The 22,554-nt window shown below is 72.4% G+C and carries 21 protein-coding genes and 1 tRNA gene; 8 read left to right on the forward strand and 14 right to left on the reverse strand.

The window, feature by feature from the left end; genetic code table 11:
• Positions 1–92: 92 nt before the first annotated feature.
• Both ASH01_RS01955 and ASH01_RS01960 read right to left on the reverse strand, forming a co-directional pair.
• Positions 93–2,669, reverse strand: coding sequence for a polynucleotide kinase-phosphatase (locus ASH01_RS01955; RefSeq protein WP_056770692.1), 2,577 nt, complete (start codon positions 2,667–2,669; stop codon positions 93–95).
• Entirely contained in the window at positions 2,666–4,132 is a 1,467-nt protein-coding gene (locus tag ASH01_RS01960; protein ID WP_056772555.1) for a 3' terminal RNA ribose 2'-O-methyltransferase Hen1, read from the reverse strand. Before ASH01_RS01960 ends, ASH01_RS01955 begins: the two co-directional genes overlap by 4 nt.
• Before the next feature lie 105 nt (positions 4,133–4,237).
• Here ASH01_RS01960 and ASH01_RS01965 point away from each other — a divergent pair, with 105 nt between their 5' ends.
• The gene (locus tag ASH01_RS01965; RefSeq protein WP_056770693.1) at positions 4,238–4,798 is read left to right on the forward strand and encodes a DUF1990 family protein; all 561 of its coding nucleotides are present in this window, start codon (positions 4,238–4,240) and stop codon (positions 4,796–4,798) included.
• A gap of 63 nt (positions 4,799–4,861) precedes the next feature.
• Here the strand turns inward: ASH01_RS01965 and ASH01_RS01970 are convergent, their stop codons facing one another.
• The 3 genes from ASH01_RS01970 to ASH01_RS01980 form a co-directional block, all read right to left on the reverse strand.
• A complete protein-coding gene (locus ASH01_RS01970) occupies positions 4,862–5,368 on the reverse strand; it encodes a hypothetical protein (protein ID WP_156415377.1) in 507 nt (168 codons plus the stop codon).
• A 144-nt stretch (positions 5,369–5,512) separates the two neighbouring features.
• A tRNA-Met gene (locus ASH01_RS01975) sits at positions 5,513–5,586 on the reverse strand.
• 144 nt (positions 5,587–5,730) lie between these two features.
• Complete coding sequence (locus ASH01_RS01980; RefSeq protein WP_056770700.1) at positions 5,731–8,754, reverse strand: UPF0182 family membrane protein; 3,024 nt, start codon at positions 8,752–8,754, stop codon at positions 5,731–5,733.
• Between the two features lie 283 nt (positions 8,755–9,037).
• On the opposite strand from ASH01_RS01980, the gene ASH01_RS01985 reads away from it, so the two are divergent.
• A complete protein-coding gene (locus tag ASH01_RS01985) occupies positions 9,038–9,568 on the forward strand; it encodes a PPA1309 family protein (RefSeq protein ID WP_082619344.1) in 531 nt (176 codons plus the stop codon).
• A 26-nt stretch (positions 9,569–9,594) separates the two neighbouring features.
• Here ASH01_RS01985 and ASH01_RS01990 read toward each other — a convergent pair whose 3' ends face one another.
• Both ASH01_RS01990 and ASH01_RS01995 read right to left on the reverse strand, forming a co-directional pair.
• Positions 9,595–10,713 (reverse strand): YlbL family protein, encoded by a 1,119-nt coding sequence (locus ASH01_RS01990; RefSeq protein WP_235509502.1) that lies wholly within the window; start codon positions 10,711–10,713, stop codon positions 9,595–9,597.
• A gap of 14 nt (positions 10,714–10,727) precedes the next feature.
• Positions 10,728–11,177 (reverse strand): molybdenum cofactor biosynthesis protein MoaE, encoded by a 450-nt coding sequence (locus tag ASH01_RS01995; RefSeq protein ID WP_056770703.1) that lies wholly within the window; start codon positions 11,175–11,177, stop codon positions 10,728–10,730.
• Between the two features lie 172 nt (positions 11,178–11,349).
• Between ASH01_RS01995 and ASH01_RS02000 the strand changes: the two genes are divergently transcribed.
• Together ASH01_RS02000 and ASH01_RS02005 are read left to right on the forward strand one after the other, a co-directional pair.
• Positions 11,350–13,188 (forward strand): zinc-dependent metalloprotease, encoded by a 1,839-nt coding sequence (locus ASH01_RS02000; RefSeq protein ID WP_056770705.1) that lies wholly within the window; start codon positions 11,350–11,352, stop codon positions 13,186–13,188.
• 20 nt (positions 13,189–13,208) lie between these two features.
• The gene (locus ASH01_RS02005; RefSeq protein ID WP_056772563.1) at positions 13,209–13,823 is read left to right on the forward strand and encodes an NUDIX hydrolase; all 615 of its coding nucleotides are present in this window, start codon (positions 13,209–13,211) and stop codon (positions 13,821–13,823) included.
• 73 nt (positions 13,824–13,896) lie between these two features.
• On the opposite strand, the gene ASH01_RS02010 is transcribed toward ASH01_RS02005, so the two are convergent.
• Positions 13,897–14,448, reverse strand: a complete 552-nt coding sequence (locus tag ASH01_RS02010) for a M48 family metallopeptidase (RefSeq protein WP_056772564.1) — start codon at positions 14,446–14,448, stop codon at positions 13,897–13,899.
• A 189-nt stretch (positions 14,449–14,637) separates the two neighbouring features.
• Here ASH01_RS02010 and ASH01_RS23300 point away from each other — a divergent pair, with 189 nt between their 5' ends.
• The 3 genes from ASH01_RS23300 to ASH01_RS02020 all read left to right on the forward strand — a co-directional run bounded on the left by ASH01_RS23300 (position 14,638) and on the right by ASH01_RS02020 (position 17,528).
• Entirely contained in the window at positions 14,638–14,799 is a 162-nt protein-coding gene (locus tag ASH01_RS23300) for a DUF5679 domain-containing protein (RefSeq protein ID WP_020143053.1), read from the forward strand.
• Between the two features lie 250 nt (positions 14,800–15,049).
• Positions 15,050–16,024, forward strand: a complete 975-nt coding sequence (locus ASH01_RS02015; RefSeq protein WP_056824152.1) for a hypothetical protein — start codon at positions 15,050–15,052, stop codon at positions 16,022–16,024.
• Between the two features lie 172 nt (positions 16,025–16,196).
• Positions 16,197–17,528 carry an ABC1 kinase family protein gene (locus ASH01_RS02020; protein WP_056770709.1) on the forward strand — a complete coding sequence of 444 codons (1,332 nt, stop codon included), beginning with the start codon at positions 16,197–16,199 and terminating at the stop codon, positions 17,526–17,528.
• A 50-nt stretch (positions 17,529–17,578) separates the two neighbouring features.
• Here the strand turns inward: ASH01_RS02020 and ASH01_RS02025 are convergent, their stop codons facing one another.
• From ASH01_RS02025 to ppk2, 6 genes are all read right to left on the reverse strand, one after another.
• The gene (locus ASH01_RS02025) at positions 17,579–17,809 is read right to left on the reverse strand and encodes a hypothetical protein (protein ID WP_056770712.1); all 231 of its coding nucleotides are present in this window, start codon (positions 17,807–17,809) and stop codon (positions 17,579–17,581) included.
• Between the two features lie 215 nt (positions 17,810–18,024).
• Positions 18,025–18,159: a hypothetical protein gene (locus ASH01_RS23820; RefSeq protein WP_255358381.1), complete on the reverse strand. Its 135-nt coding sequence runs from the start codon at positions 18,157–18,159 to the stop codon at positions 18,025–18,027.
• 74 nt (positions 18,160–18,233) lie between these two features.
• The gene (locus tag ASH01_RS02030) at positions 18,234–18,521 is read right to left on the reverse strand and encodes a WhiB family transcriptional regulator (protein WP_020143058.1); all 288 of its coding nucleotides are present in this window, start codon (positions 18,519–18,521) and stop codon (positions 18,234–18,236) included.
• Positions 18,522–18,810: 289 nt separating this feature from the next.
• Entirely contained in the window at positions 18,811–19,074 is a 264-nt protein-coding gene (locus ASH01_RS02035) for a hypothetical protein (RefSeq protein ID WP_056770716.1), read from the reverse strand.
• 155 nt (positions 19,075–19,229) lie between these two features.
• Positions 19,230–21,359, reverse strand: coding sequence for an ATP-dependent DNA helicase UvrD2 (locus tag ASH01_RS02040; RefSeq protein WP_056770720.1), 2,130 nt, complete (start codon positions 21,357–21,359; stop codon positions 19,230–19,232).
• Positions 21,356–22,195 (reverse strand): polyphosphate kinase 2, encoded by an 840-nt coding sequence (gene ppk2, locus ASH01_RS02045; protein WP_235509504.1) that lies wholly within the window; start codon positions 22,193–22,195, stop codon positions 21,356–21,358. Before ppk2 ends, ASH01_RS02040 begins: the two co-directional genes overlap by 4 nt.
• An 83-nt stretch (positions 22,196–22,278) precedes the next feature.
• Between ppk2 and ASH01_RS02050 the strand changes: the two genes are divergently transcribed.
• Positions 22,279–22,548 (forward strand): mycoredoxin, encoded by a 270-nt coding sequence (locus tag ASH01_RS02050; protein ID WP_020143062.1) that lies wholly within the window; start codon positions 22,279–22,281, stop codon positions 22,546–22,548.
• Positions 22,549–22,554 lie beyond the last annotated feature (6 nt).

Here is a 22,554-nt window from a genome sequence, read left to right on the forward strand (position 1 = left end):
ACGCGTGCTCGCTGTCATGACGCACCTCCTGCGTGCCGGACCCCGAGACAGCGGATGTCCCAGACGTGTGCCCGGCGTGGCAGGGGAATGCGTCAGAGTCGGGGGTCGACCGGTTCCGACTCGAGGGCGAGCACGGCGAAGACGGGTTCGTGGACGCGCCACAGCGGCTCGCCCCGGGCCAGTCGCTCCAGGGACTCGAGCCCGAGCGCGTACTCGCGCAGGGCGAGGGACCGCTTGTGCCCGAGGTTGCGCTCCCGGAGCCGTTCGAGGTGGTGCGGCACCGTGTAGTCGGGTCCGTAGATGATGCGGAGGTACTCCCGGCCGCGCACCTTGAGGCCCGGCTGCACGAGACCCGCGCGGGTGCGCAGCAGGCCGGCGGCCGGCTTGACGACCATGCCCTCGCCACCCGAGGCGGTGAGGTCCTCCCACCACCGCACCCCGGCCGCGACCGACGACGGGTCGGCGGTGTCGACGATGAGACGGCGCGTCGTGCGGAATGTCGTCGGGTCGGCGTCGACGAGGCGGTCGATGCGGTCGAGGTGCCACCGGTGCCCGCGCTCGTGCCACGTGCTGCCCTCGCCCGCGAGCAGCTGGAAGGGCGCGAGCTGCACGCCGTCCAGACCGTCGACGTCCCAGCAGTACCGGCGGTATGCCGCCGTGAACGCCTCGGCGTTGGCCCGTCGTGCCGTGGTGCGACCGAGCAGGGCCGCGACGTCGAGACCGCGGCCGGCAGCCCGCTCGAGCACGTCGACGGCAGCCGGCAGCGCGGCGCGTGCCGCCGCGCCGACGGAGGCGTACTGCTCGCGCAGCAGCGCCTCGGCCTTGAGCGACCACGGCAGGAGCTCGGCGTCGAGCAGGAGCCAGTCGGTCCCGAGCTCGTCCCAGAGCCCGGCCTCCCCCACGGCCGTCCGCACCCGCGCGAGGAGGGACTCGGTGAGCGGGCCGTCGAGGAACGACCGACCCGTGCGGGTGTGCACGACCCCGGTCTCGCCCGACCGGGCCCCGAAGCGCCGGGCTCCCGTGGCGGCGTCGCGGCACACGAGCACGACGGCTCGCGAGCCCATGTGCTTCTCCTCGCACACGACCTCACCCACGCCGGCCTCGGCGTAGGCGCCGAAGGCCTCGTCGGGGTGCTCGAGCAGGTCGGGGCGCCGCGACGTCGCGACCGGCGCCATGGTCGGCGGCAGGTAGCCGAGCCAGCGCGGGTGCACGGCGAAGCGGCTCATCACCTCGAGCGCGCCGGCGGCGTTCTCGCCGCGGATCGAGATGCGCCCGTGGTGGGCCGTCTCGACGACGCGGCGCCCGAGGACGTCCGTGAGGTCGAGGTCGTCGTCGCCACGGGCCTGCCCGGCGCGGGTGTCGTCCGCAGCTCCGGTGCCCCCGCCGGCGACCGGGAACGGCTTGGACGGCGCGTACCAGACCTGCTCGGCGGCGACCTGCACGACCTCCTTCTCCGGGTAGCGCAGGGCCGTGAGGCGACCGCCGAAGGCGCACCCGGTGTCGAGGCACATCGTGTTGTTGACCCACTCGGGGTCGGGCGTCGGCGTGTGGCCGTAGAGGACCATCGCCCGGCCGCGGTAGTCGCGCGCCCACGGGTAGCGGACGGGCAGCCCGAACTCGTCGGTCTCCCCCGTCGTGTCGCCGTAGAGGGCGAAGGACCGGACCCGCCCCGAGGCCCGTCCGTGATAGGCCTCCTTGAGCCCCGCGTGGGCGACCACGAGCCGGCCGTCGTCGAGCACGAGGTGCGACACCAGGCCGTAGCACCAGTCGCGCACGGCCGTGCGGAACTCGGCGGGCTCCTGCTCGAGCTGGGCGAGCGTCGTCTCGAGCCCGTGGCTCACCTGGACGCGGGCGCCGTCGAGCGCGCGGACGAGCTTGTGCTCGTGGTTGCCCGGGACCGCGAGGGCGTGCCCCGCCGCCGTCATGCCCATGGCGAGGCGCAGCACCCCCGGGGTGTCGGGACCCCGGTCGACGAGGTCGCCGACGAACACGGCACGGCGGCCCTCGGGGTGCTCGGCGTCGACGGCTCGCCCCTCGTCGTCGCGGACCATCGCGTAGCCGAGCCGGTCGAGCAGCTGCTCCAGCTCGACCCGGCAGCCGTGCACGTCGCCGATGACGTCGAACGGGCCGTGCTCGTCGCGACGGTCGTTGAGCAGTCGCTCGCGGATCACCTCGACCGAGGCGATCTCGTCGACGCCGCTCAGCACGTGAACCTTGCGGAAGCCTTCTCTCCCAAGGCCTTTGAGTGACCGACGGAGCTGGTCGTGGTGCCGTCTGACGACGTGGGCGCCGAAGTCGCGGTCGGGCCGCTCGCGGTTGCGCTCGACGGCAACAGCCACCGGCACGTCGAGGACGACGGCGACGGGCAGCACGTCGTGCGCCTTGGCGAGTTCGACGAGCTGGCGCCGAGCGTCCTTCGAGACGTTGGTCGCGTCGATGACCGTGAGCCGTCCGGCGGCGAGCCGCTTGCCGGCGATGTAGGCGAGCACGTCGAAGGCGTCCTTCGAGGCCGCCTGGTCGTTCTCGTTGTCGGACACGAGGCCACGGCAGAAGTCGCTCGAGATGACCTCGAAGCGGCCGAAGTGCTGTGCCGCGAACGTCGACTTGCCCGACCCGGATGCCCCGACGAGGGCGACGAGGGCGAGCTCCGGGATCGCGATCGTCGTCATGCCGCACCACCTTCGCTCGTCAGGCCGGCGTCGGCCGTGGAGTCCGGACGGAGGTCCACGCGTCGGAAGAGGGCGAGCTGGGTGGGTGACCCGACCTCCGGGTCGACCTCGCCCACGGGACGCAGCTCGACGGCATACCCGTGGGTCTCGGCGACGGCCGAGGCCCACTGCCCGAACTCGGCACGGGTCCACTCGAACCGGTGGTCGGGGTGGCGCATCGCGCCGGCCTCGAGACGCTCGTAACGCACGTTGAACTCGGCGTTCGGCGTGGTCACGACGACCGCCATCGGGCGCGCGTGGCCGAAGACGCTGCGCTCGAGGGCCGGCAGCCGGTCGGGGTCGAGGTGCTCGACCACCTCCATGAGGACGACGGCGTCGAAGCCCTCGAGCGCGCGGTCGCGGTAGGTGGCCGACGACTGGCGCAGCGTCAGGCGCGCACGGACGCTGTCGGGCATCCGCTCCAGCGCCAGCCGGCGCTCGGCACGCTCGAGGGCACCGGCCGCGACGTCGACGCCGACGACCTCGGTGAACGCGGGGTCGGCCAGCAGCTCGCGCAGCAGCGCGCCCTCGCCGCAGCCGAGGTCGACGACGCGGTGCGAGGCCGTGTCGCGCAGGGCGGCGAGGACGGCGGCGGACCGGAGTCGGACGAGCGGGGTCGCCGGCTCGACACCGTCACCGACGGTGGTCGGCTCGGGCTGCAGCGACTCGGCGGCGACGTCGTCGAGCGCGTCGAGGCGCTCGGTGGCCTCCGCGACGAACACGCGCTGGTGCTTGAGGTAGCGACGGGTGACGAGGTCGCGCTCCGGGTGGCTGCCCAGCCATGCGCCGGCGTTCCGGACGAGCTTGTCGACCTCGTCGGTGCTGACCCAGTAGTGCTTCGCGCCGTCGAGCACCGGCAGGAGCACGTAGAGGTGGCTCAGGGCGTCGGCGAGCGGCATGGTGCCCGTCAGCGTCACGTCGGCGTAGCGCGAGTCGCCCCACCGCGGCACCTCGGGGTCGAGCGCGACGGCGTCGGCCCGGACCTGCCAGCCGAGGGGCGCGAAGAGCCGCCGGACGAGGTCCACGCCACCCGAGCAGGGCAGCGCCGGCACGGCGACGGTGAGCGGGAGGGCGGCGCCCTCGAGGTCCGGTCGGGCCGGACACCGTCCCTTGAGCGCCGTGCCCCACACCTTGCCGAGCGCCACCGCGAGCATCGACGACGCGGCATACGGACGGTCGTTGACGTACTGGGCGAGCGCGAACCCGTCGCCGCCGAAGCGTTTGCCCCGGACGATGCCGACGGGGTCGACCTCGAGCAGCAACGCTGCGGTGCACCGCTGCTCGTCCGACTCGGGGTAGAAGACGTGTGCCGTGCCGACCGGCAGCTCGAAGGCCTGCACACGGTCCGGGTGCTTGTGCAGCAGGTAGCCGAGGTCGCTCGCGACCGTGGTCCCCGTCGCCGTCGTCGTGATGGTCAGCAGCACGCGCTCATTGTGCACGCGACGAGGGGTGAGGCCGGGCGACGCGCGGACCTCCTGTGGATGAGCCGTCCTCGTCGCACGACCGCGACGATCGGGCATGCTGGGCGCATGAACGGGCCCCTCCTCCTCGCGGGCGACCGCCTCGCCGAGCTGGCGCTGGCGCCGCTGACCTATCCCGAGGTGGGCGCCAGCCTGCGCAAGGGGCCCCTCCCGGCGGGCTACGGGCACCTGCGACGGCGCGCCGTCGTCGGCCACGGCCCGGACGCCCTCGACCGTGCGACGGAGGCGCTGCTCGGGTGGGCCGTCCAGCGCGGCGCCGGCGTGCGCGTGGTCGCCTCCAGCCCCATCGTGCTGCCCGCCGTCGTCGCCGACCTGCGCCTCGGCCCCGGGCCGCTGTCCCTCCGGGCCCCCGTACGCGTCGTCGACGTCGTCGAGGGACCGCGGCGTCGCGGTTTCGCCTACGGCACGCTCCCGGGACACCCGGAGGCGGGCGAGGAGTCGTTCGTCGTGTCGCTCGGGGAGGACGGCGCGGTCACCTTCACGGTGCGCGCGTTCTCACGCCCGGACGGCGCCCTGGCGCGCCTCAGCGGCCCCGTCGGGCGCCGGGCCCAGCGCCTCGTCGCGAGCCGCTACCTGAGGTCCCTGGGGTCGTTGGTCCAGGGGTCCTGAACCTCGCGGCGCGTCGCGCTCCGCAGAGGGTTCCGGCGGAGTGCCGGCGACCGGTGGCGGAGCTCAGTGCAGGAACGTCTTGGCCGCGACCATGACGACGCCCAGGAGCGCTGCAGCGAGCGACTCCCGGAAGGCCGTGCGCTGGCTCGAGCCGACGGCGCGCGCCCCGAGGTAGCCCACCGCACCCAGCTCGACGACGGTGAGCCACAGGGCGAGGTTCACCGCGAGGGCGGTATCGGCGCCGAGCAGGGTCGCGACGAGCACGACGACGAGGGCGGGCACGCCCCCGAGGAGCACCCGGGACTCGTGGCGCACCGCGGCGGCCATCCGCCGGGGCAACGGCGACCCGGCGTGGATGAACTGGTCGGAGAAGGCCCGCACGTAGACGTCGGCGAGCCAGTAGACGACGAGGACGAAGACCGCCGCGACGACGACGCGCCCCGTCGACGGTGCGTGGTTCGCGGTCGCGCTCATGACGGCGCCGGTGATGATGGCGCCGTAGAGCAGGCCAGCCGGGTTGCCCCGGGCGATGAGTCTCGTGGCCCGCTCCCGGGCTGTCTCCTCCACCACGGTGCCCCCTCAGCGTGCACCACCGGACGCGGCGCCTCGGGCCCAGCCTGCCGCGACGGGACGTCGTCGCGCCAGTGGCTCCGCCCGGGAACGAAGAAGGGCCCCAGATCTCTCTGGGGCCCTTCGTGTCGCTGACGCGATCAGTAGCGGGGGCAGGATTTGAACCTGCGACCTCCGGGTTATGAGCCCGGCGAGCTACCGAGCTGCTCCACCCCGCGTCGGCAAGAGCAACGTTACGCGAAACCTCGCGCAGGACCAAATCGAGGCCCGGTCGTGCTCCGATCCAGCGTGATCGACGCCGGAACGACCTGTGGCAGCACGCGATTCGCGTGCTGCCACAGGTCGTGATCGAGATCGGTCGGTCAGGGTGTCGCGGTCGGCGCCGACCGCGGTGAGGCCTGGACCGCGCGCGTCAGGGCCTCCTTGAGCTTGGCCTGCGCCTGACCGTAGGCGGCGAAGTCACCCCGCTTGAGAGCAGCCTCGCCCTCGACGTACGCCGCCTGGGCGTCCTTGAGCGCCTTCGACAGCGCCGCCGCGTCCGGGCTCCCGGGCGTCGCGGTCGACGACGGCGTCGGCGTCGGCGTCGCCGTGCTGCCCGGTGTCGGTGTCGGAGTCGGGGTCGGAGTCGGAGTCGTGCCGGTGTCACCGGCCTGCGCACCCGACGAACCACCGAAGAGGTCGTTGAGAGCCGCATCGAGCGAGCCGGCCCAGGCGATCTTGTCGCCGAAGGCGACCGCCACGGCCGAGAGGCGCGGGTAGGTACCCGAGCCGCTCGATCGGGCCTGGACGTAGATCGGCTGGACGTAGAGCAGTCCCCCACCGACCGGCAGGGTCAGCTGGTTGCCGAAGATGACGCTGGCCCCGGTCGACGAGGTCGTCGAGATGAACTGCGCGAGGGTCAGCTGGCGACCGAGCGACGCGTCGTTGGAGGTGACGGTCGAGGTCCGCATGTCGTTGTAGACCTGACCGGGGCCGTTGACCGACCCACCCGTCGTCTCGAGAAGGCGCATCTTGCCGTAGGCCGACGACTTCTTGCCGTCCTGGCTGCCCGCGTCGCCGTCCACGGCGAGGAAGCCCGAGAGCACGTTGCGGTCACCGGTCGGCATGAAGGTCGAGGTCAGCGAGAACGCCGGGCTCGACTGGTCGGGCATCGCGAGCGAGAGGTAGTACGGCGGCTGGAGCAGGTTGTCGGCGGGCTGCGTCGGGTCGTCGGGCACGCGCCAGAAGTTCTGGCCGCCGTAGAACGACGCTGCGTCCTGGTCGTGGTACTTCTCCAGCAGCGTGCGCTGCACCTTGAAGAGGTCCTCCGGGTAGCGCAGGTGCGCCATGAGCGAGCCCTTGATGTCGCTGAGCGGCTTGACCGTGCCCGGGAAGATCGACATCCACGCCTTGAGCACCGGGTCCTGCTCGTCCCACTGGTAGAGCGTCACCGTGCCGTCGTAGGCGTCCACCGTCGCCTTGACGGAGTTGCGGACGTAGTTGACCTGGCCGGCCTGCACAGCACGCACCGAGTTGCGGGTGCTCGTCACGGCGTCCTCGGTCGCCGTGTCGAGCGTCGTCGTCTGGGAGTACGGGTAGTTCGCCGACGTCGTGTAGCCGTCGAGGATCCACTGGACCCGACCGTCGACGACCGCGGGGTAGGCGTTGCCGTCGAGCGTCAGCCACGGCGCGACCCGCTGCACGCGCTCACGCGGCGTTCGGTGGTCGAGGACGCGCGAGTCGTTGGTCACCGCGTCGGAGAGGAGGAAGTTGATCTCGCGGTACTTCACGGCATACGCAAGGCGCCGGACGGCGTCGAGCTGCACGCCACCCACGCCGGCGTACGTGTAGTTGATCTGCCCGGTGCCCTGGGGGTCCGGGTAGTCGAACTCCTGCTTGTTGCCGCCGACGATGGAGTACTCGGGCGAGTTCTCGCCGAAGTAGATGCGCGGCTCGTACTTCCCGAGCGCACCCTCGGTGCCGATCTGCGACTCGATGAAGGTCGGACGACCGTCGGGTTCCCGCGTGTTGCCCTTGGCCGCGACGACGCCGTAGCCGTGGGTGTAGACGGTGTGGTCGTTGAGCCAGTTGCGCTGGCCGTCGGGCACGCCGCTGAGGTCGAGCTCGCGGGCCGCGATGACGGTGTCCTGCGACTTGCCCTCGATCTGGTAGCGGTCGACGTCGAGCACGTCGGCGAACTGGTAGTAGCCCTTGCTCGCCTCGAGCTGCTTGAACGTCGGGCCGACGACGTTGGGGTCGATGAGTCGGATGCCCGGCACGGTGGCCGCGTCGCCACGCAGCTGGCCGGGCGCCGCGACGGTCTTCGTGTCGTACGAGTCGACCTTGATCGCACTGAAGCCGTAGGCCGCCCGGGTCGCGTTGATGTTGCGCTGGATGTACGGGACCTCGAGGGACTTCTCCGACGGACGCACCTTGAGCGACTGCACGAGGGCCGGGTAGATGCCACCGACCGCGACGACGATGACCGCCAGCACGGCGACGCCGACGAGCGGCAGGCGCCACGAGCGCGTCCAGATCGTCGTGAGGAACATGATCGCGCACATGACGGCGGCCAGCGCGAGGATGCCCTTCGTCGGGATGATCGCGTGCGACTCGGTGTACTGGATGCCGGTGATCTTCGTCGACTGCGCGGTCGCGAGGTTGTAGCGGTCGACCCAGAAGGCGACGGCGCGCACGAGCACGAGGGCCGCCGCGATGACCGACAGGTGCACGCGGGCGGCCTGGGTCGAGCGCATCTTGTTGCCGGCGACGATGCCCCCGTAGAGGTAGTGCGTGAAGGCGGCCGTGATGAAGCCGATGACGAGGATCATCGTCAGGAACGCGACGACGAAGTTGATCCACGGCAGGTCGAAGACGAAGAAGCCGATGTCGAGGCCGAACTCGGGGTCGGTGGTGCCGAACGGGCTGCCGTTGCGCCACAGCAGGAAGGTGTCCCACTGCGTCGCTGCCGACAGACCGGCGAAGAGGCCGACCGCGAGCGGTGCGGCGATCGTCGCGGTGCGACGCATCGGTTCGACGAGCTGGCGGTAGTGCTCCATGGCCTGCGTGTCGGGCGACGGGGCGTAGATCGGACGGTTGCGGAAGGCGAAGTGGATGCTCGACCACACCATCGCCGCTGTCAGCAGCCCACCGACGAGACCCAGCAGGATCTTCGTGACGATCTGGGTGCTGAAGACCCCCGCGAAGCCGACCGACTGGTACCACAGCACCTCGGTCCAGAACTGCGCCGCGATGGCGATGACCACGAGCAGCGCGGCCGCCACGACGAGGGACGTGACGAGCGGGCGTCGGGTGGGCGGCAGCGTGGCCGCGTCGGGGCGTCGGGGCGAGCCCGAGTCGTCGTCGTTGAAGTTGCCCGGCGGGGGGCCGAAGTTGCTGTCGCTCACGTGGAGTGCCTTGGGTGCTGGGGCGGGCAGGTGGTCGGGCGGACCCGTGGGCAGCCTCCTGAGGCCGCCTGCGGCAACCATAACCCGCGCTCGTGCGGCACCCGCGGCGCGATACCGCAACGTGACCGGCACGAGACCCCGAGCGTCGAGGGCGTATGCCTTGGGCCCGTCCCGGGGGCGGCGCCCCGTCCGCGCCGGGTCCGCGCCGCGTCATCGCCGGGTCAGCGCCGGGTCAGCGCCGGGTCAGCACCGGCCACCCGACGGCATACGGCAGCATGGGGGCGTGAACGCGCAGCCCGTCATCGACCCTCTCGCCATCGCCGCCCTCGACACCGAGCGGCACGTCGCGGCCTCCGGCTGGGACCAGCCCGCCCGGCTCTTCGCGCTCGTGCGCACGGCTGACCTGCTCGAGCGCGAGCCGCAGCTGCGCGACCAGATGGGGCGCTCCGACCTCGCTGACGGCGCCCTGACCGCCATCGAGCAGGAGGGCCTGCCCACGACGAGCTCGCTCGAGACGCTGCTCGGCCGGCTCGCCTGGCCCGACGAGGTCGAGGGCTGCGCCTTCGCGATCGAGCGCATGGTCGTGCCGCCGGAGGCCGAGCGCGAGCTGCCCTCCCGCGGCGACGACGCCGTCGACCACCTCGCGGCCCACCCGGACCGCAAGGACGTACGGCTCGTCGTGGCCGTCCTGCGCGACGGCACCTCGATCTGCCTGCTGCGCCAGCGCGACCACGACTCGGACGACGCCGTCGCGACCGGCAAGGACATCGCGCCCGGGCTCGTCGAGGCCCTCAAGGCGACCTTCGAGGACTGAGCACCTGAGGGCTCACTCCCGCGACGTCAGCAGCGGGGCAGCGAGCCCGTCTGGCCCTTGGCGATGGCCTCGACCGCGGTGCGAGCCTCGTCGAAGGTGCCCACCTTGAAGACGTCGAGGCCGTCGGGCACGTGGCCCACCACCTCGTTGCAGTTGTCGGCCGGGGCGAGGAAGTAGGCGGCGCCGTCCGAGCGGGCACCGGCGAGCTTCTGCCGGATGCCGCCGATGGGGCCGACCTTGCCCTCGTCGTCGATCGTGCCGGTGCCGGCGACCTGGTGACCCCCGGCCAGCGGGCCGGGCGTCAGCTTGTCGTAGATGCCGAGGGAGAACATGAGTCCCGCAGACGGACCGCCGATGGCGCCGGCATCGATGGTGACCTTGGCCGGGAAGTCGTGGTCGAGCCCGAGGAGGACCCCGAGAGCCGTGCGGCCACCCTGGCCCTCGACGGTCGGGACGTCGACCGTCACCTCCTTGCCGGCGCGCGTGACCGTGAGGGACACGCTCTCGCCGGGCTTCTTCTTCTGGAGGGCGTCGCGCAGGGCCTGCGTCGTCGTGACGGGCTCGCCGTCGATGCTGTCGAGACGGTCGCCGACCTTGAGCAGACCCTTGGCCTTCGACGAGTCGGTGATGCCGGCGATGGCGACGTGGGTCGGCACCTCCTTGCCGATCGCGCGGAGCGCGACGGCCGTGGCCTCCTCCTGCGAGCCCTCCATCTGGACGGCGTTCGCCTCGGCCACCTGCTCCTGGGTGACCTGCGGGTCGAAGACGTCGTCGACGGGGAAGACGTCGCGGGCGGGGTCGACCCACGCCTGCAGGATGTCCCACGCGTCGACGGGGTAGCCCGGTCCGCCCTCGACGCGCACCGTGGTGAAGCGCAGCGCCCCGTCGGTCGGGTAGGTCGGCAACCCCGAGATCGCGATGATCGGCTTGTTCTGGGCGCCGGACGTGCCGAGGGTGTCCTGCGTCGGCCCGGGGCTCATGACGGCATACGGCAGGTGGACGACCGACCCGATGACCATGACGACGAGGGCGACGAAGAACGCCGCCAGGACCGCCTTGTTACCGCGGGTGAGCCTGCCGGTGTCCTCACCCTCGAGCACCTCGGCACGAGTGGGCAGGTCGGTACCGGTGGGCTGCTCCGGCACGCGCTTGATCGTCCTCACGGCAGGCCGACCCACTCGTCGGCACCGTCGGCGAAACGCTGGTGCTTCCAGATCGGGATCGTCGCCTTGAACTCGTCGATGAGCTCGCGGCAGACGTCGAACGCCTCGCCGCGGTGCTCGGCGCTGACGCCGACGACCACCGCGACGTCACCGACCTCGAGGTGACCCACCCGGTGGACGACGGCCAGCCGGACGGAGCGTCCATCGGCTGCGAGACGGGCGGCGAGCGCACGGGCCGCCTCGGCCGCCTGCGGGTGCGCGGAGTAGTCGAGGGCGGCCACCGTCTTGTCCGCGGTCTCCTCGGCGACGTCGCCGGCGGGCCCGTCGTGGTCGCGCACCGTGCCGACGAAGAGGCAGACGCCTCCCGCCTTGGGCGAGGAGACGCTCGTGAGCACCTCGTCGACCGACAGAGGTGTCTCACGGATCTCGGCAAGGGTGACCGTCACGCCCGCAATCGTATGCCGCCGCGCGGGCCCTCGCGTTCCGCGCCCGCGCCCATGCCCGCGCCCGTGCCCGCGCCCGTGCCCGGGGTGGGGAACCAACGAGGTCGATCCGTGGTTGTCTTGGTGTACGGCCAGACGGCCGGCACGAGATCCGTTCGAGTGGGGATGAGCAGGCATGGCCGACGACCGTGGACGCGGTGACGACAACCACAGCGACAAGGACGACGTGTCCGGCGAGGAGCAGGGCGACGCGGGCCAGCAGGGCGACGCCGGCCAGGCCGACGCGGGCCAGCCGGGCGACGCCGGCGACCAGGTCGGCCAGCCCGATGCGGGCCGGGCGCCCGGCGAGTCCCCCTTCGGCCTGCCGCTGAACCGGCCTGGCGGCGGCTCACCCGGCTCGGGAGCCGGCCCGGCCGGCTTCGGCAGCGGCTTCGGGGGCGGCTTCGGCGGCGGCTTCGGTGAGGGCTTCCCCGGCCTGCCGGACCTCGGCGGGATGGACCCGTCCGACCTCGGGGCCATGCTCGAGAAGGTGCTCGGCGAGGCCGCCGACAACCCCGAGCTCGCCGAGGCGATGAAGAGCATGGGCGTCGACCCCCGCGACCCGGCCACCCAAGCCGCGATGCGTGCCCAGCTCGGCACCTTCATGGCTGCGCAGGACTCCCCGACCGGCTCGCGTGACCTGGCCACCGAGGTCGCCCGCCGACACGTGATGGCGGCGCAGGGCAACGACGTGCACGACGAGGCCGCCGCACGCGCGGTCGCCGATGCGGTCGCCGTGGCGACCCTGTGGCTCGACGAGCAGACGACGCTGGCCTCCCCCGCCTGGCGCGCGACCGGCCTGAGCCGCGCCGAGTGGGTCGAGGCGACGATGCCGCGCTGGTTCGAGCTCATCGAGCCGGTCTCCGACGGCGTCACCGCCGCGACGTCCGACGCGATGCGCAAGCAGGTCGGAGAGCTCGGCCCGGAGGCCTTCGGCGAGGCCCTGCCCGAGGGGCTGCCGGAGGGCTTCGACCCGCGGCAGATGGTCGAGCAGTGGGCGCCGATGCTCGGCAACCTCAGCCGCCAGATGTTCTCGGCCCAGCTCGGCCAGGCCGTCGGCACGCTCGCCACCGAGGTCGTGACCGGCACCGAGGTCGGCCTCCCCCTCACCGAGCCGGGCGTCGTCGCCCTGCTTCCCGGCAACGTCGCCGAGCTCGCCGAGTCGCTCGAGATCGACATCGCGCAGGTGCGCCTCTACCTCGCGGTCCGCGAGGCGGCCCGCGTCCGCCTCTTCTCCGAGGTGCCATGGCTCGGGCCACAGCTGCTCTCGGCCGTCTCCGACTACGCCCGCAACATCACGATCGACACCGACGCCATCGAGTCGGCCCTGTCGACCATCGACCCCTCGGACCCCGAGGCGCTGCGCACGGCCCTGCAGGGCAACCTCTTCCGGCCGCAGCCGACCCCTGCACAGCGCGCCGCCCTCGACCGGCTCGAGACGCTCCTCGCCCTGGCCGAGGGCTGGGTCGACCACGTGACCGACCGCACGACGGCCCGGCACCTGCCGCTGTCGGCGGCGCTGGCCGAGACGATCCGCCGGCGTCGGGTGGGCGGAGCGGCCCAGAAGACGTTCGCCGGGCTCGTCGGGCTCGAGCTGCGCCCGCGCCGGCTGCGCGACGCCGCGAACCTCTGGGCCGCGCTCGAGAGCGCCGGCGGGGCGACCCTCCGCGACGGCCGCTGGGCCCACCCCGACCTCGCCCCCACGTCGGCCGACCTCGACGACCCGATCGGCTACGTCGAGCGGGCGACCGGCACCTCCTCGACGAGCGCGCTGCCCGAGGGCGGCGACAACCTGGGCGCGGACCTCGACTCCGTGCTCCAGGGCATCCTCGAGGAGGCCGACCGCGAGCGCGGCACCGACAGCGGCACCGACAGAGGCACCGACACAGGCACCGACACGGGCACGGCCACCGGCGACGACGGCGACACCAGTGGCGACACCGGTGGCGACACCGGCGCCGGCCCTCAGCGGTGACGGGGGCGCACCGCCCGCCGGTGCCGCGGGACCCGCGCGGGTCCCGCGAGCCCCTCGAGCCCCTCGAGGGGCCGAACGCGGCCGCCTGGCGCCGCCTGCACGACGACGCCGTCGCACGGCTGGAGTCGTGGGCTGCGCCGGACGAGCGGCAGGAGCGCCTTCGCAGGGAGTTCCTCGACCACCTCCACGCCCATCCGGATGCGATGAGCAAGGCCGGACCGCCGGCACACCTCACGGGCAGCGTCATCGTGCTCGACGACGACGGCGACGCCGCGCTGCTGACCCTGCACCGCCGGGCGCGGGCGTGGTTCCAGTTCGGCGGACACTTCGAGCCCGGGGACGCGTCGGTGTGGCACGCGGCCACTCGTGAGGCGCGTGAGGAGTCGGGCATTGCGGACATCACGGCCTTTCCGGAGATCGCGCAGCTCGATCGACATCTTCTTTCCGGAGATTTCGGCACGTGCCGTGAGCACCTCGACATCCGCTTCGCGGCGCGCACCCCGAAGTCGGCCGAGTCGGCTGTCAGCACCGAGTCGATCGACGTCCGGTGGTGGCCGGTGGACGCCCTCCCCGAGGGGACACGAGAGGACCTGCGCCCCCTCGTGGATGCCGGCCTGAGACTGCACCAACGCTGACCGACGGGCCGGCGCGCGCGGGGCGTCACGGCATACGTGGTCGTATGCCGTCAGGCGGAGCGCGTCGTCGCGTTCACTCGTCGCTGAGGTCGAGCCCGGCGGCGGCCGAGACGCCCTGGAGGTAGCCGCGGGCACGCTCGAGACGCGGGTAGCCCTGCAGCAGGGCCCAGAACTCCGCGCCGTGCCCCGGCTGCAGCAGGTGGGCCAGCTCGTGGAGCAGGACGTAGTCGACGACCCAGCTCGGCATGCCACGGAGCTTGTCGGACAAGCGAATCGAGCCCTCGGCCGGGGTGCACGAACCCCAGCGGGAGTTCTGGTTGGAGACCCAGCGAACGCTCGCGGGAACGGCGCGCCCGCCGAGGTGCTCGCGCGACAGGGCGAGCGCGCGCTGCTCGAGGTCGCCGTCACTGCGCTGGCGGCGCTGCTCGGACGCGGCGACCCGAGCGACCATGGTGCGCACCCACTCCCCCTCCTCGGCGCGGCTCATCCGCGCCGGGACGAGGACGACGAGGCGCCCCTCCTGGCGATAGGCCGACACGGTGCGGCGACGCTTGGCGCTGCGGCGGACCTCGACGGTCACCCCGTCGACCACCGTGTGCACCACCTCACGTCGCACCGTCGCCATGAGGGCAGGGTAGGCCAGCGTGGGGACAACGCCCCGGAGCACGGGCCCGACACGGCCGCGCTCGCGCGTCATACCTCATCGCGGACGGGCGCGCCAAGCGGGGATGAGCATGATTTCGTGCTCAGCGTGCTCTAGGGTTGAACGAGTCGAGGCACCCGTCGGATGGGTGCCATCTACAAGGAGACATCAATGGCTGACGAGACCTACAAGGGCGAGTTCTACTGCGTGAAGTGCAAGGAGAAGCGCGAGGCCGAGGGCAAGGTTGTCGTTTCTGACAACGGTCGCCGCATGGCCAAGGGACAGTGCCCCGTCTGTGGCACGAACCTGAACCGCATTCTGGGCAAGGCCTGACCAGGTCGCGGCGGCGTCGCTGACGCTGCAGATCGAGGGGGCGGGACCACACGGTCCCGCCCCCTCGCGCGTACCCGCCTCGAGCCGGCCCGCAGGCCGACTCAGGCCCCGCCGACGCCCGACCGGAGGCGTCAGGTCCTCGACCCGCCGTCAGGGGCTGTGGACGACGAGCACCGCCGCACCCGGGCGGCTGCGAGCCTGACGACCGAGGGTGGCGCACGCTGGTGGCGCCACCGGGTCTGGAGGTCCGATGTCCGCTGCTGCCGTCCCACCCCACCCCCGCGTGCCCGTCTGGCTGCGTCCGCTGACGAGACGACGCGGCGAGGTCCAGTTCGGCGTGCTCCCGGGCGGTCCTGTCGTCACGGGGGTCAGCGACACCGAGGCCGCCCTGCTCGCCCGTCTCGACGGCGCCCTCCCCCTCGTCTCGACCGAGCGCGTGGCGGCCGACGCTGGCATCGCTCCAGCACGATGGCGTGCCCTGCTCGAGCTCGTCGCCGAGCTCGGCGTGCTCACCGACCGGCACCCGGCGGGGGTGTCGTCGTCCGGCTCCGCTGCCGCTGCACGCGCCAGCGCCTCCGGGCGGGTCGTCGTCGATGGCTGTGGCCACGTCGCCACCGACATCGCCGCGGCGCTGGCGCACGCCGGCACGCTCGTCGTGCACGGCCGGACCGCGGTCGACAGAGCGGTCGCCGCGCCGCTGCGCCCACGGCCCGACCTCGTCGTCCTCGTGGGGTCACCCGTCGTCGACCCTCGTCGTGGCGACCTCTGGCTGCGTCATGGCGTCCCGCACCTGCCCGTGGCCCCGGCCGGGCCCCGTACGGTGATCGGTCCGCTCGTCGACGGCTCCCCCGGCGCGCCGTGCCTCTGGTGCCTCGACCGGCACCGGGCCGACCGCGACGACGCGTGGCCGACACTGATGAGCCAGGCGACGCCGACACGGGCCCTCGCGCCGGCCGGGTCGCCCGAGGGCGAGCACGACGGCCTCGCTCCGGGCCTGTCCCATCTCGTCGTCGGCAGCGTGACCCTCCTCGTGAACGGGGTCCTCGAGGGCCACCCTCCCCCGCCCGGGGTCTCGGTCGAGGTGAGCCCACCGTGGCCACGGATGGACCACCGACGCTGGCCGACGCACCCGCTCTGCCCGGCGCACCCTGCCTCAGGCGGCACGAGCGGCCCCGGCGGCGCGTGGACTGGCACCGGGGATGCGTCGCTCCGCCGCGGGGCGTGACCGACGCAGGGCCAAGGCTGGACAGATGGTCGGGCGCACCAGCCCGGGCGGGTACACATAGAGTCGAGGGTGGGCTCGACCCGCCGCCGCGCGATGTTGTCTCGTTCACCGGCGCCGGACCGACCACACTCGCGCCCGCACGAGACCGTCGACCCGCCCGAGGAGGTGCGCCGTGACCGACCTGCCACGCAAGGCCGTCGTACGCTCGGCCAAGCTCGCCTCGGTGCCGCTTGGCTTCGCCGGTCGGACCGCACTCGGCCTCGGCAAACGGCTCGGTGGTCGCCCGGCGGAGATCGTGGCCGCGGAGCTGCAGGCCCGCACGGCGCAGCAGCTCTTCCAGGTCCTCGGCGAGCTCAAGGGCGGCGCCATGAAGTTCGGGCAGGCGCTCTCGATCTTCGAGGCAGCGCTGCCCGAGGACCTCGCCGTGCACTACCGGACCATGCTGACCAAGCTGCAGGACAGCGCCCCGCCGATGCCGACCACCTCCGTGCACGGCGTGCTCCGCGCCCAGATGGGCACACGGTGGCGCAGCAGGTTCGAGTCCTTCGACGACCACCCCGTGGCCTCCGCCTCGATCGGGCAGGTGCACCGGGCCGTCTGGAAGGACGGTCGCGACGTCGCGGTCAAGATCCAGTACCCCGGCGCCGGCGCCGCGCTGATGAGCGACATCCGGCAGATCAGCCGGGTCGCCAAGGTCGCGGCGAGCTGGGTGCCCGGCATCGAGCTCGGCCCGATCCTCGACGAGCTGCGCGACCGGATGGCCGAGGAGCTCGACTACCGCCTCGAGGCCGAGTCCCAGGCGACCTTCGCTGCCGCCTTCGACGGCGACCCCGACTTCGCCGTGCCGCACGTCGTCGACGGCCGCGAGCACGTCATCGTCTCGGAGTGGCTCGACGGGCTCCCCCTCTCGCGGATCATCGCCGAGGGCACCCAGGAGCAGCGCGACACCGCCTCGCAGCTGTACCTGCGCTTCCTGCTCGCGGGGCCTGCCAGAGCCGGGCTGCTGCACGCCGACCCGCACCCCGGCAACTTCCGCATGACGCCCGACGGGCGCCTGGGCGTCATCGACTTCGGGGCCGTGAACCGGCTCCCGAACGGCATGCCGCCCGAGATCGGGCCGCTGCTCACCACCGGCCTCGAGGGCAGCGCCGAGGACGTGCTCGAGGGTCTGCGCGGGATCGGCTTCGTCAAGGACAACATCGACCTCGACCCTCAGCGGCTCCTCGACTACCTCGAGCCCTTCATGGCGCCGTTCCGCACCGACACGTTCACCTTCAGCCGGGACTGGCTCCGGGGCGTCTTCGCGCACATCAACGACCCGCGCCAGCCCAACTACGCCGTCGCCTACAAGCTCAACCTGCCGCCGGAGTACCTCCTCATCCACCGGGTGTGGGGTGGCGGGATCGGCGTGCTCAGCCAGCTGGGCGGCACCGTCCACGGGCGCGCCATCGTCGACGAGCTGCTCCCCGGGGCGGACCTACCGCCCGTGGTCGACGCCGACTGACGGACGCCATTGACGGATGATCGCCCGGAGCGCTCACACGGCCTTGCTCGTCACCACCAGACGGGGTCGAGCTTGCTCTCGATCGAGCGGAGGTTCTCGCGGCTGCATCGCTCGCACGTCCAGGTCGTGCGCCCGGCGTCGGCGCCTCGGCTCCACGTGAGCCGGGCTGCGGACCGGTCCTCGGGCCGCGGGGTCGTGCCGCACCCGGAGCAGACGAGGGACTCGTCACTGGCTGCGGCGTCGGTAGCTGGTTCGCTCGCCGCTTCGGTAGAGGTGTTCACGGGGTTCTCCCTTCTCCTTCTTCGAGTATCCGCCGACGTGGGGGTGGTTCGTGGCGCCACGCGGGATCTCGGCCCGGGCAAGGAGGGAGCTGGGCAGGGGGTTCAGGAGCTGGGCGAACGGCCCCGGACGTGCGGAACCGCGGGTGACGTGCGCGTCACCCGCGGCTCGCTCACTCGATTCAGTTGTCCTGCAACGCGCCTCGTGGCGCGGTCGTTCACTTCTGGCTGTGGCGTCGACTGTCCCGGATCTCCTGGGCGATCAGCCGGGCGCTGCGACGGATGCCGCTGCGTTCCTGGCGCTGACTGCGCTGGTTGATCCGGTCGCGAGCCAGCATCTCGAGCTGGTTCATGACGATCTCCTGGTCTGTGAAGAAAAGTGCTGGTGGTGGCCGTGGGCGTCTGGGTCATGCGTGGTCACGCAGGCTCAGGCAGCCACGGGGTGCTTGCGCGGACGGCCGCGGGGCCGCTTGCGAGCCACGATGGCGCCCTGGACGAGCAGCTGCCCGCCCCAGACTCCCCACGGCTCCTGGCGCTCGAGGGCGCCGGCGAGGCACTGGACCCGCGCCGGGCAGAGCCCGCAGAGCGTCTTGGCGAACTCGACGTCCTCGGGTCGCTCGGCGAACCAGAGCTCCGCGTCGTAGTCGCGGCACGGAATGGTCTCGCCGACCTGCTCCGCCTCGGTTCTCATGTCGATCAGTTCGCTCAGCTGCATCGTTCTCACCTCCGTCTCCTGGGCGCCCGTGGTGGGGTGCCCCTGCTCACTCGTGTCTGGCTTGGTCCGCAGGCCTGCACCGGTGGTGCGGGTCTCGGTCCTGCTGCTCGGCATCCGGGGAGTCATCTGTGTCCCTGATCTGTCAGGCACCCGGTCGGGTGCTCATCTGTCGGTGTCGGTTGGTGCGGTGTGGGAGCGGCATTCGGCCGGGGAACTCCCCCGGGTAACACGAAGGCCGCGGACCCGGTGATGTCGGGTTCGCGGCCTGGAGGTGAGGCTTCGGGTCTTGTCAGACCGGTGGCCTCCCAGAACGGGAGCGAACGACATCGAGGGTCTTGTAGGCGGGGGCGGACGTGAGGCCGGTGACCGAGACGTCTCCCTGGATCGGGGCGCGGAAGTCGGCGACACGGCCGCCCATGGCGGCGGCGATGGACACAGTGGTCCCCTGCTCCGGAGCGCGCGTGGCCGCCAGGCGGACATCGCCGGTGGTCGGCCGCAGACGCACGGAAAGGACGCAGGAGACTGCGCTCATCGTCATCGTGGTGTTGTCCATCAGGCCGACCTCCTCACTTCTGCTCACGGGCCCCAGCTGGCCACCGAGACCACTGGGCTTGACTTCGTCAAGGGTACGCGTGCGCCTCGCGGGCGAACAACTGATTTAACGAAGTTTTCCGAACTTATTTTGGGCCAATGCGTCTAACCCGCGGATTACTTTGCCGCAGAACGGCTTTCGATGATTTCTTGCGGGTCGGCACCGGCCAGGATGGCAAGGACGTCGCTGCCGTACTGCTCGAGCTTGCGCGCGCCGACGCCGCTGATGACCGACAGACGACCCTCGTCGGAGGGCGCGTCCTCGGCGATCGCGGTGAGCGTCGCGTCGGTGAAGACGACGAATGCCGGCACGCTCGCCTCGCGCGCGACGGCAAGGCGCCACGTGCGCAGCCGCTCGAACGTCGCCTCGTCGTAGGTGGGCGGACAGTCGTCGCAGCGGCCGGTCTTGCGCTGCGCCGCGGAGACGAGCTCGGCGCCACAGCCGCGGCAGTGCGCGAGGGGTGCCACCTTCGGCGCGGACCGCTTGGACCCGCCCGACCTCGCCTCGCTGCGGGCGCCCTGGCCGAGGATGTCGGCCGCCGGCGCGAGGAACCTCGAGACGCGGCGGGTGGCCCGGGCTCCCGGCGTGCGGGCGCCGGACCACGACAGGAAGAGCTGTTTGCGGGCGCGCGTGAGCCCGACGTAGAGCAGGCGTCGCTCCTCCTCGACGGCGTCGGGACCCTCGGCCATCGAGATGGGCATGAGGCCGTCGGAGGCGCCGACGAGGAAGACGGTGTCCCACTCCAAGCCCTTGGCGGCGTGCAGGCTGGCGAGCGTCACGCCCTGCACGGCCGGCGCGTGCTGCTCGGCCGCCCGCCGCTCGAGCTCGGCGACGAGCTCGGGCAGCCGGGCGTCGGGGGCCGCTGCCGCGATGTCGTCGGCGAGCGTCGCGAGCGCGGTCAGCGACTCCCACCGCTCTCGGGTGGCCCCGCTGCCCGACGGGGGCTGATGCGACCAGCCCGCACCGGTGATGACGTCGCGGGTGATCTCGCCGAGCGGCTTCTCGCCGTCGTCGCTGCGGGCGGCGCCGCGCAGCAGCAGGACCGCATCGCGCACCTCCTTGCGGGCGAAGAAGCGGTCGCCACCCCGCACGAGGTAGGCCACCCCGGCGTCGGTGAGAGCCGACTCGAAGGCCTCGGACTGGGCGTTGGTGCGGAAGAGGATGGCGATCTCGGCCGCCTGGTGCCCGCCGGCGACGAGCGTGCGGATGCGGTCGGCGACCGCGGCAGCCTCGGCCGGGTCGTCGGGATAGCTCGTCAGCTCGGGCGCGGGACCCGGCTCGGACTGCGCGAGGAGACGCACCGACCCGTCGCGCGCCGCCTGGGTGCCGGACGCGACGATGGTGGTGGCGAGCCCGACGATCTGGGGTGTGGAGCGGTAGTTGCGCACGAGACGCACGACCTGCGCCCCCGGGAAGCGCTGGGGGAAGCCGACGAGGTGTCGCGGGCTGGCCCCGGTGAAGGAGTAGATCGTCTGGGCCGGGTCGCCGACGACGCAGAGGTCCTTGCGCTCCCCCAGCCACTGGTCGAGGAGCCGCTGCTGGAGGTCGTTGACGTCCTGGTACTCGTCGACGACGAACTGGCGGTACTGGCCGCGGACGGTGCGGGCGATGTCCTCGCGTTCGTCGAGGATGCCGACGGTGAGGAGCAGGACGTCCTCGAAGTCGATGACGCCGCGACGCTGCTTGACGTCCTCGTACGCCTCGAAGAGCCGTGCCATGGCGGTGAGGTCGAGGCCCGGGGGCTCGCGTCGCTGCTCACGGGCGCGGGCGGCATACGACTGCGGCGTCAGGAGGTTGACCTTGGCCCACTCGATCTCGGCTGCGAGGTCGCGGACGGTCGTGCGGTCGAACTGCACGCGCAGCCGGCTCGCCGCCTCGGCGACGGCCGCCGCCTTGTGGCTCATCACCTCGGGGGCGGCGCCGCCGATGGCCTGCGGCCAGAAGAAGTGCAGCTGCCGGAGCGCGGCGGCGTGGAAGGTGCGGGCCTGGACGCCCTGCACCCCGAGCCCACGCAGGCGCGTGCGCATCTCACCGGCGGCGCGGGCCGTGAAGGTCAGCGCGAGCACCCGCTGCGGCTGCTGCGCACCCGAGTGGACGGCATACGCGATGCGGTGGGTGATGGCGCGCGTCTTGCCCGTGCCGGCACCCGCGAGGATGCACAGGGGGCCCGGCGGGGCCATCGCGACCTCGCGCTGCTCCGGGTCGAGCCCGGCGAGGATCTCGTCGGCGGACGGTACTGCGCTCAGGAGCGATCACCCTTCGAGGCGGCCAGCACGCTCGCGGCGTGGTCCGGCACGTAGTTCTGCTCGTGCTGCGGCGGCCGCTCGTAGCCGCGCGGAGCCGGGCGCTTGGGGACGGGCGGCACGACGGGCGCCACCGCGGCGTGCGGGATGGAGCTGAGCAGGTGGTGCATGACGTTGACCCGCGAGCGCCGCTTGTCCTCGGACTCGACGACGTGCCACGGCGCCCAGTCGGTGCTCGTCGCGGCCATCATGATGTCCTTGGCCTCGGAGTAGTCCTCCCAGCGGGTGATGGACTCGAGGTCCATCGGCGAGAGCTTCCACTGGCGCATGGGGTCCTTGGCGCGGCTGCGGAACCGGCGCTCCTGCTCGACGTCGGAGACGCTGAACCAGTACTTGCGCACGATGACACCGTCATCGACGAGCATCTGCTCGAAGAGCGGGGCCTGCTCGAGGAACCGGGCGTACTGATCGTCGGTGCAGAACCCCATGACCCGCTCGACGCCGGCGCGGTTGTACCAGGACCGGTCGAAGAGCACGATCTCTCCGGCCGCGGGCAGGTGGGCGATGTAGCGCTGGAAGTACCACTGCGTCTTCTCGCGGTCGGTCGGCGCCGGGAGGGCCGCGATCCGGGCGACGCGAGGGCTGAGGTACTCGGTGATCCGCTTGATCGCCGATCCCTTGCCGGCGGCATCGCGCCCCTCGAAGACGACGACGACCCGCTGACCCGTCGAGCGCACCCACTCCTGGAACGCGACGAGCTCGGCCTGCAGCCGACGGACCTCGGTCTCGTAGACGTCGAGGTCCATCCTCGGGGATCGTTTTGCGCCGCGCTTGGCCATGGGGTCATCCTTGCACCGAGGGACGACGCCCGTTGGGGCCGTCCCCACCACCACGCACGACGTCGCGACACGAGTAGGAACCGATGCCCCAGTCCACGCAGGTCACGCCCGACGAGGGCTCGATCACGATGTTCACGACCACGTGGTGCGGCTACTGCACACGCCTCAAGGGCCAGCTGACCCGCGAGGGCGTGCCGTTCACCGAGATCGACCTCGAGGCCAATCCCGAGCACGTCGACTTCGTCGAGCACGTCAACGGCGGCAACCGCACGGTCCCGACCGTCGTCTTCCCCGACGGCTCGGCCGCGACGAACCCCTCGCTCGCCGAGGTCCGTTCGCGCCTCGCGGGCTGACGGGCC

It is taken from the genome of Terrabacter sp. Soil811 (genome assembly GCF_001429655.1).
Taxonomy (GTDB): domain Bacteria; phylum Actinomycetota; class Actinomycetes; order Actinomycetales; family Dermatophilaceae; genus Terrabacter.

Excerpts from the sequence above, each read along its gene's own strand:
- ASH01_RS01965 (WP_056770693.1), top strand. The coding sequence starts at position 4,238 with ATGAACGGGCCCCTCCTCCTCGCGGGCGACCGCCTCGCCGAGCTGGCG.
- ASH01_RS02035 (WP_056770716.1), bottom strand. The coding sequence starts at position 19,074 with ATGGACAACACCACGATGACGATGAGCGCAGTCTCCTGCGTCCTTTCC.
- ASH01_RS02050 (WP_020143062.1), top strand. The coding sequence starts at position 22,279 with ATGCCCCAGTCCACGCAGGTCACGCCCGACGAGGGCTCGATCACGATG.
- ASH01_RS01955 (WP_056770692.1), bottom strand. The coding sequence starts at position 2,669 with ATGACGACGATCGCGATCCCGGAGCTCGCCCTCGTCGCCCTCGTCGGG.
- ASH01_RS23300 (WP_020143053.1), top strand. The coding sequence starts at position 14,638 with ATGGCTGACGAGACCTACAAGGGCGAGTTCTACTGCGTGAAGTGCAAG.
- ppk2 (WP_235509504.1), bottom strand. The coding sequence starts at position 22,195 with ATGGCCAAGCGCGGCGCAAAACGATCCCCGAGGATGGACCTCGACGTC.
- ASH01_RS02000 (WP_056770705.1), top strand. The coding sequence starts at position 11,350 with ATGGCCGACGACCGTGGACGCGGTGACGACAACCACAGCGACAAGGAC.
- ASH01_RS02010 (WP_056772564.1), bottom strand. The coding sequence starts at position 14,448 with ATGGCGACGGTGCGACGTGAGGTGGTGCACACGGTGGTCGACGGGGTG.
- ASH01_RS23820 (WP_255358381.1), bottom strand. The coding sequence starts at position 18,159 with ATGAACCAGCTCGAGATGCTGGCTCGCGACCGGATCAACCAGCGCAGT.
- ASH01_RS02030 (WP_020143058.1), bottom strand. The coding sequence starts at position 18,521 with ATGCAGCTGAGCGAACTGATCGACATGAGAACCGAGGCGGAGCAGGTC.
- ASH01_RS02015 (WP_056824152.1), top strand. The coding sequence starts at position 15,050 with ATGTCCGCTGCTGCCGTCCCACCCCACCCCCGCGTGCCCGTCTGGCTG.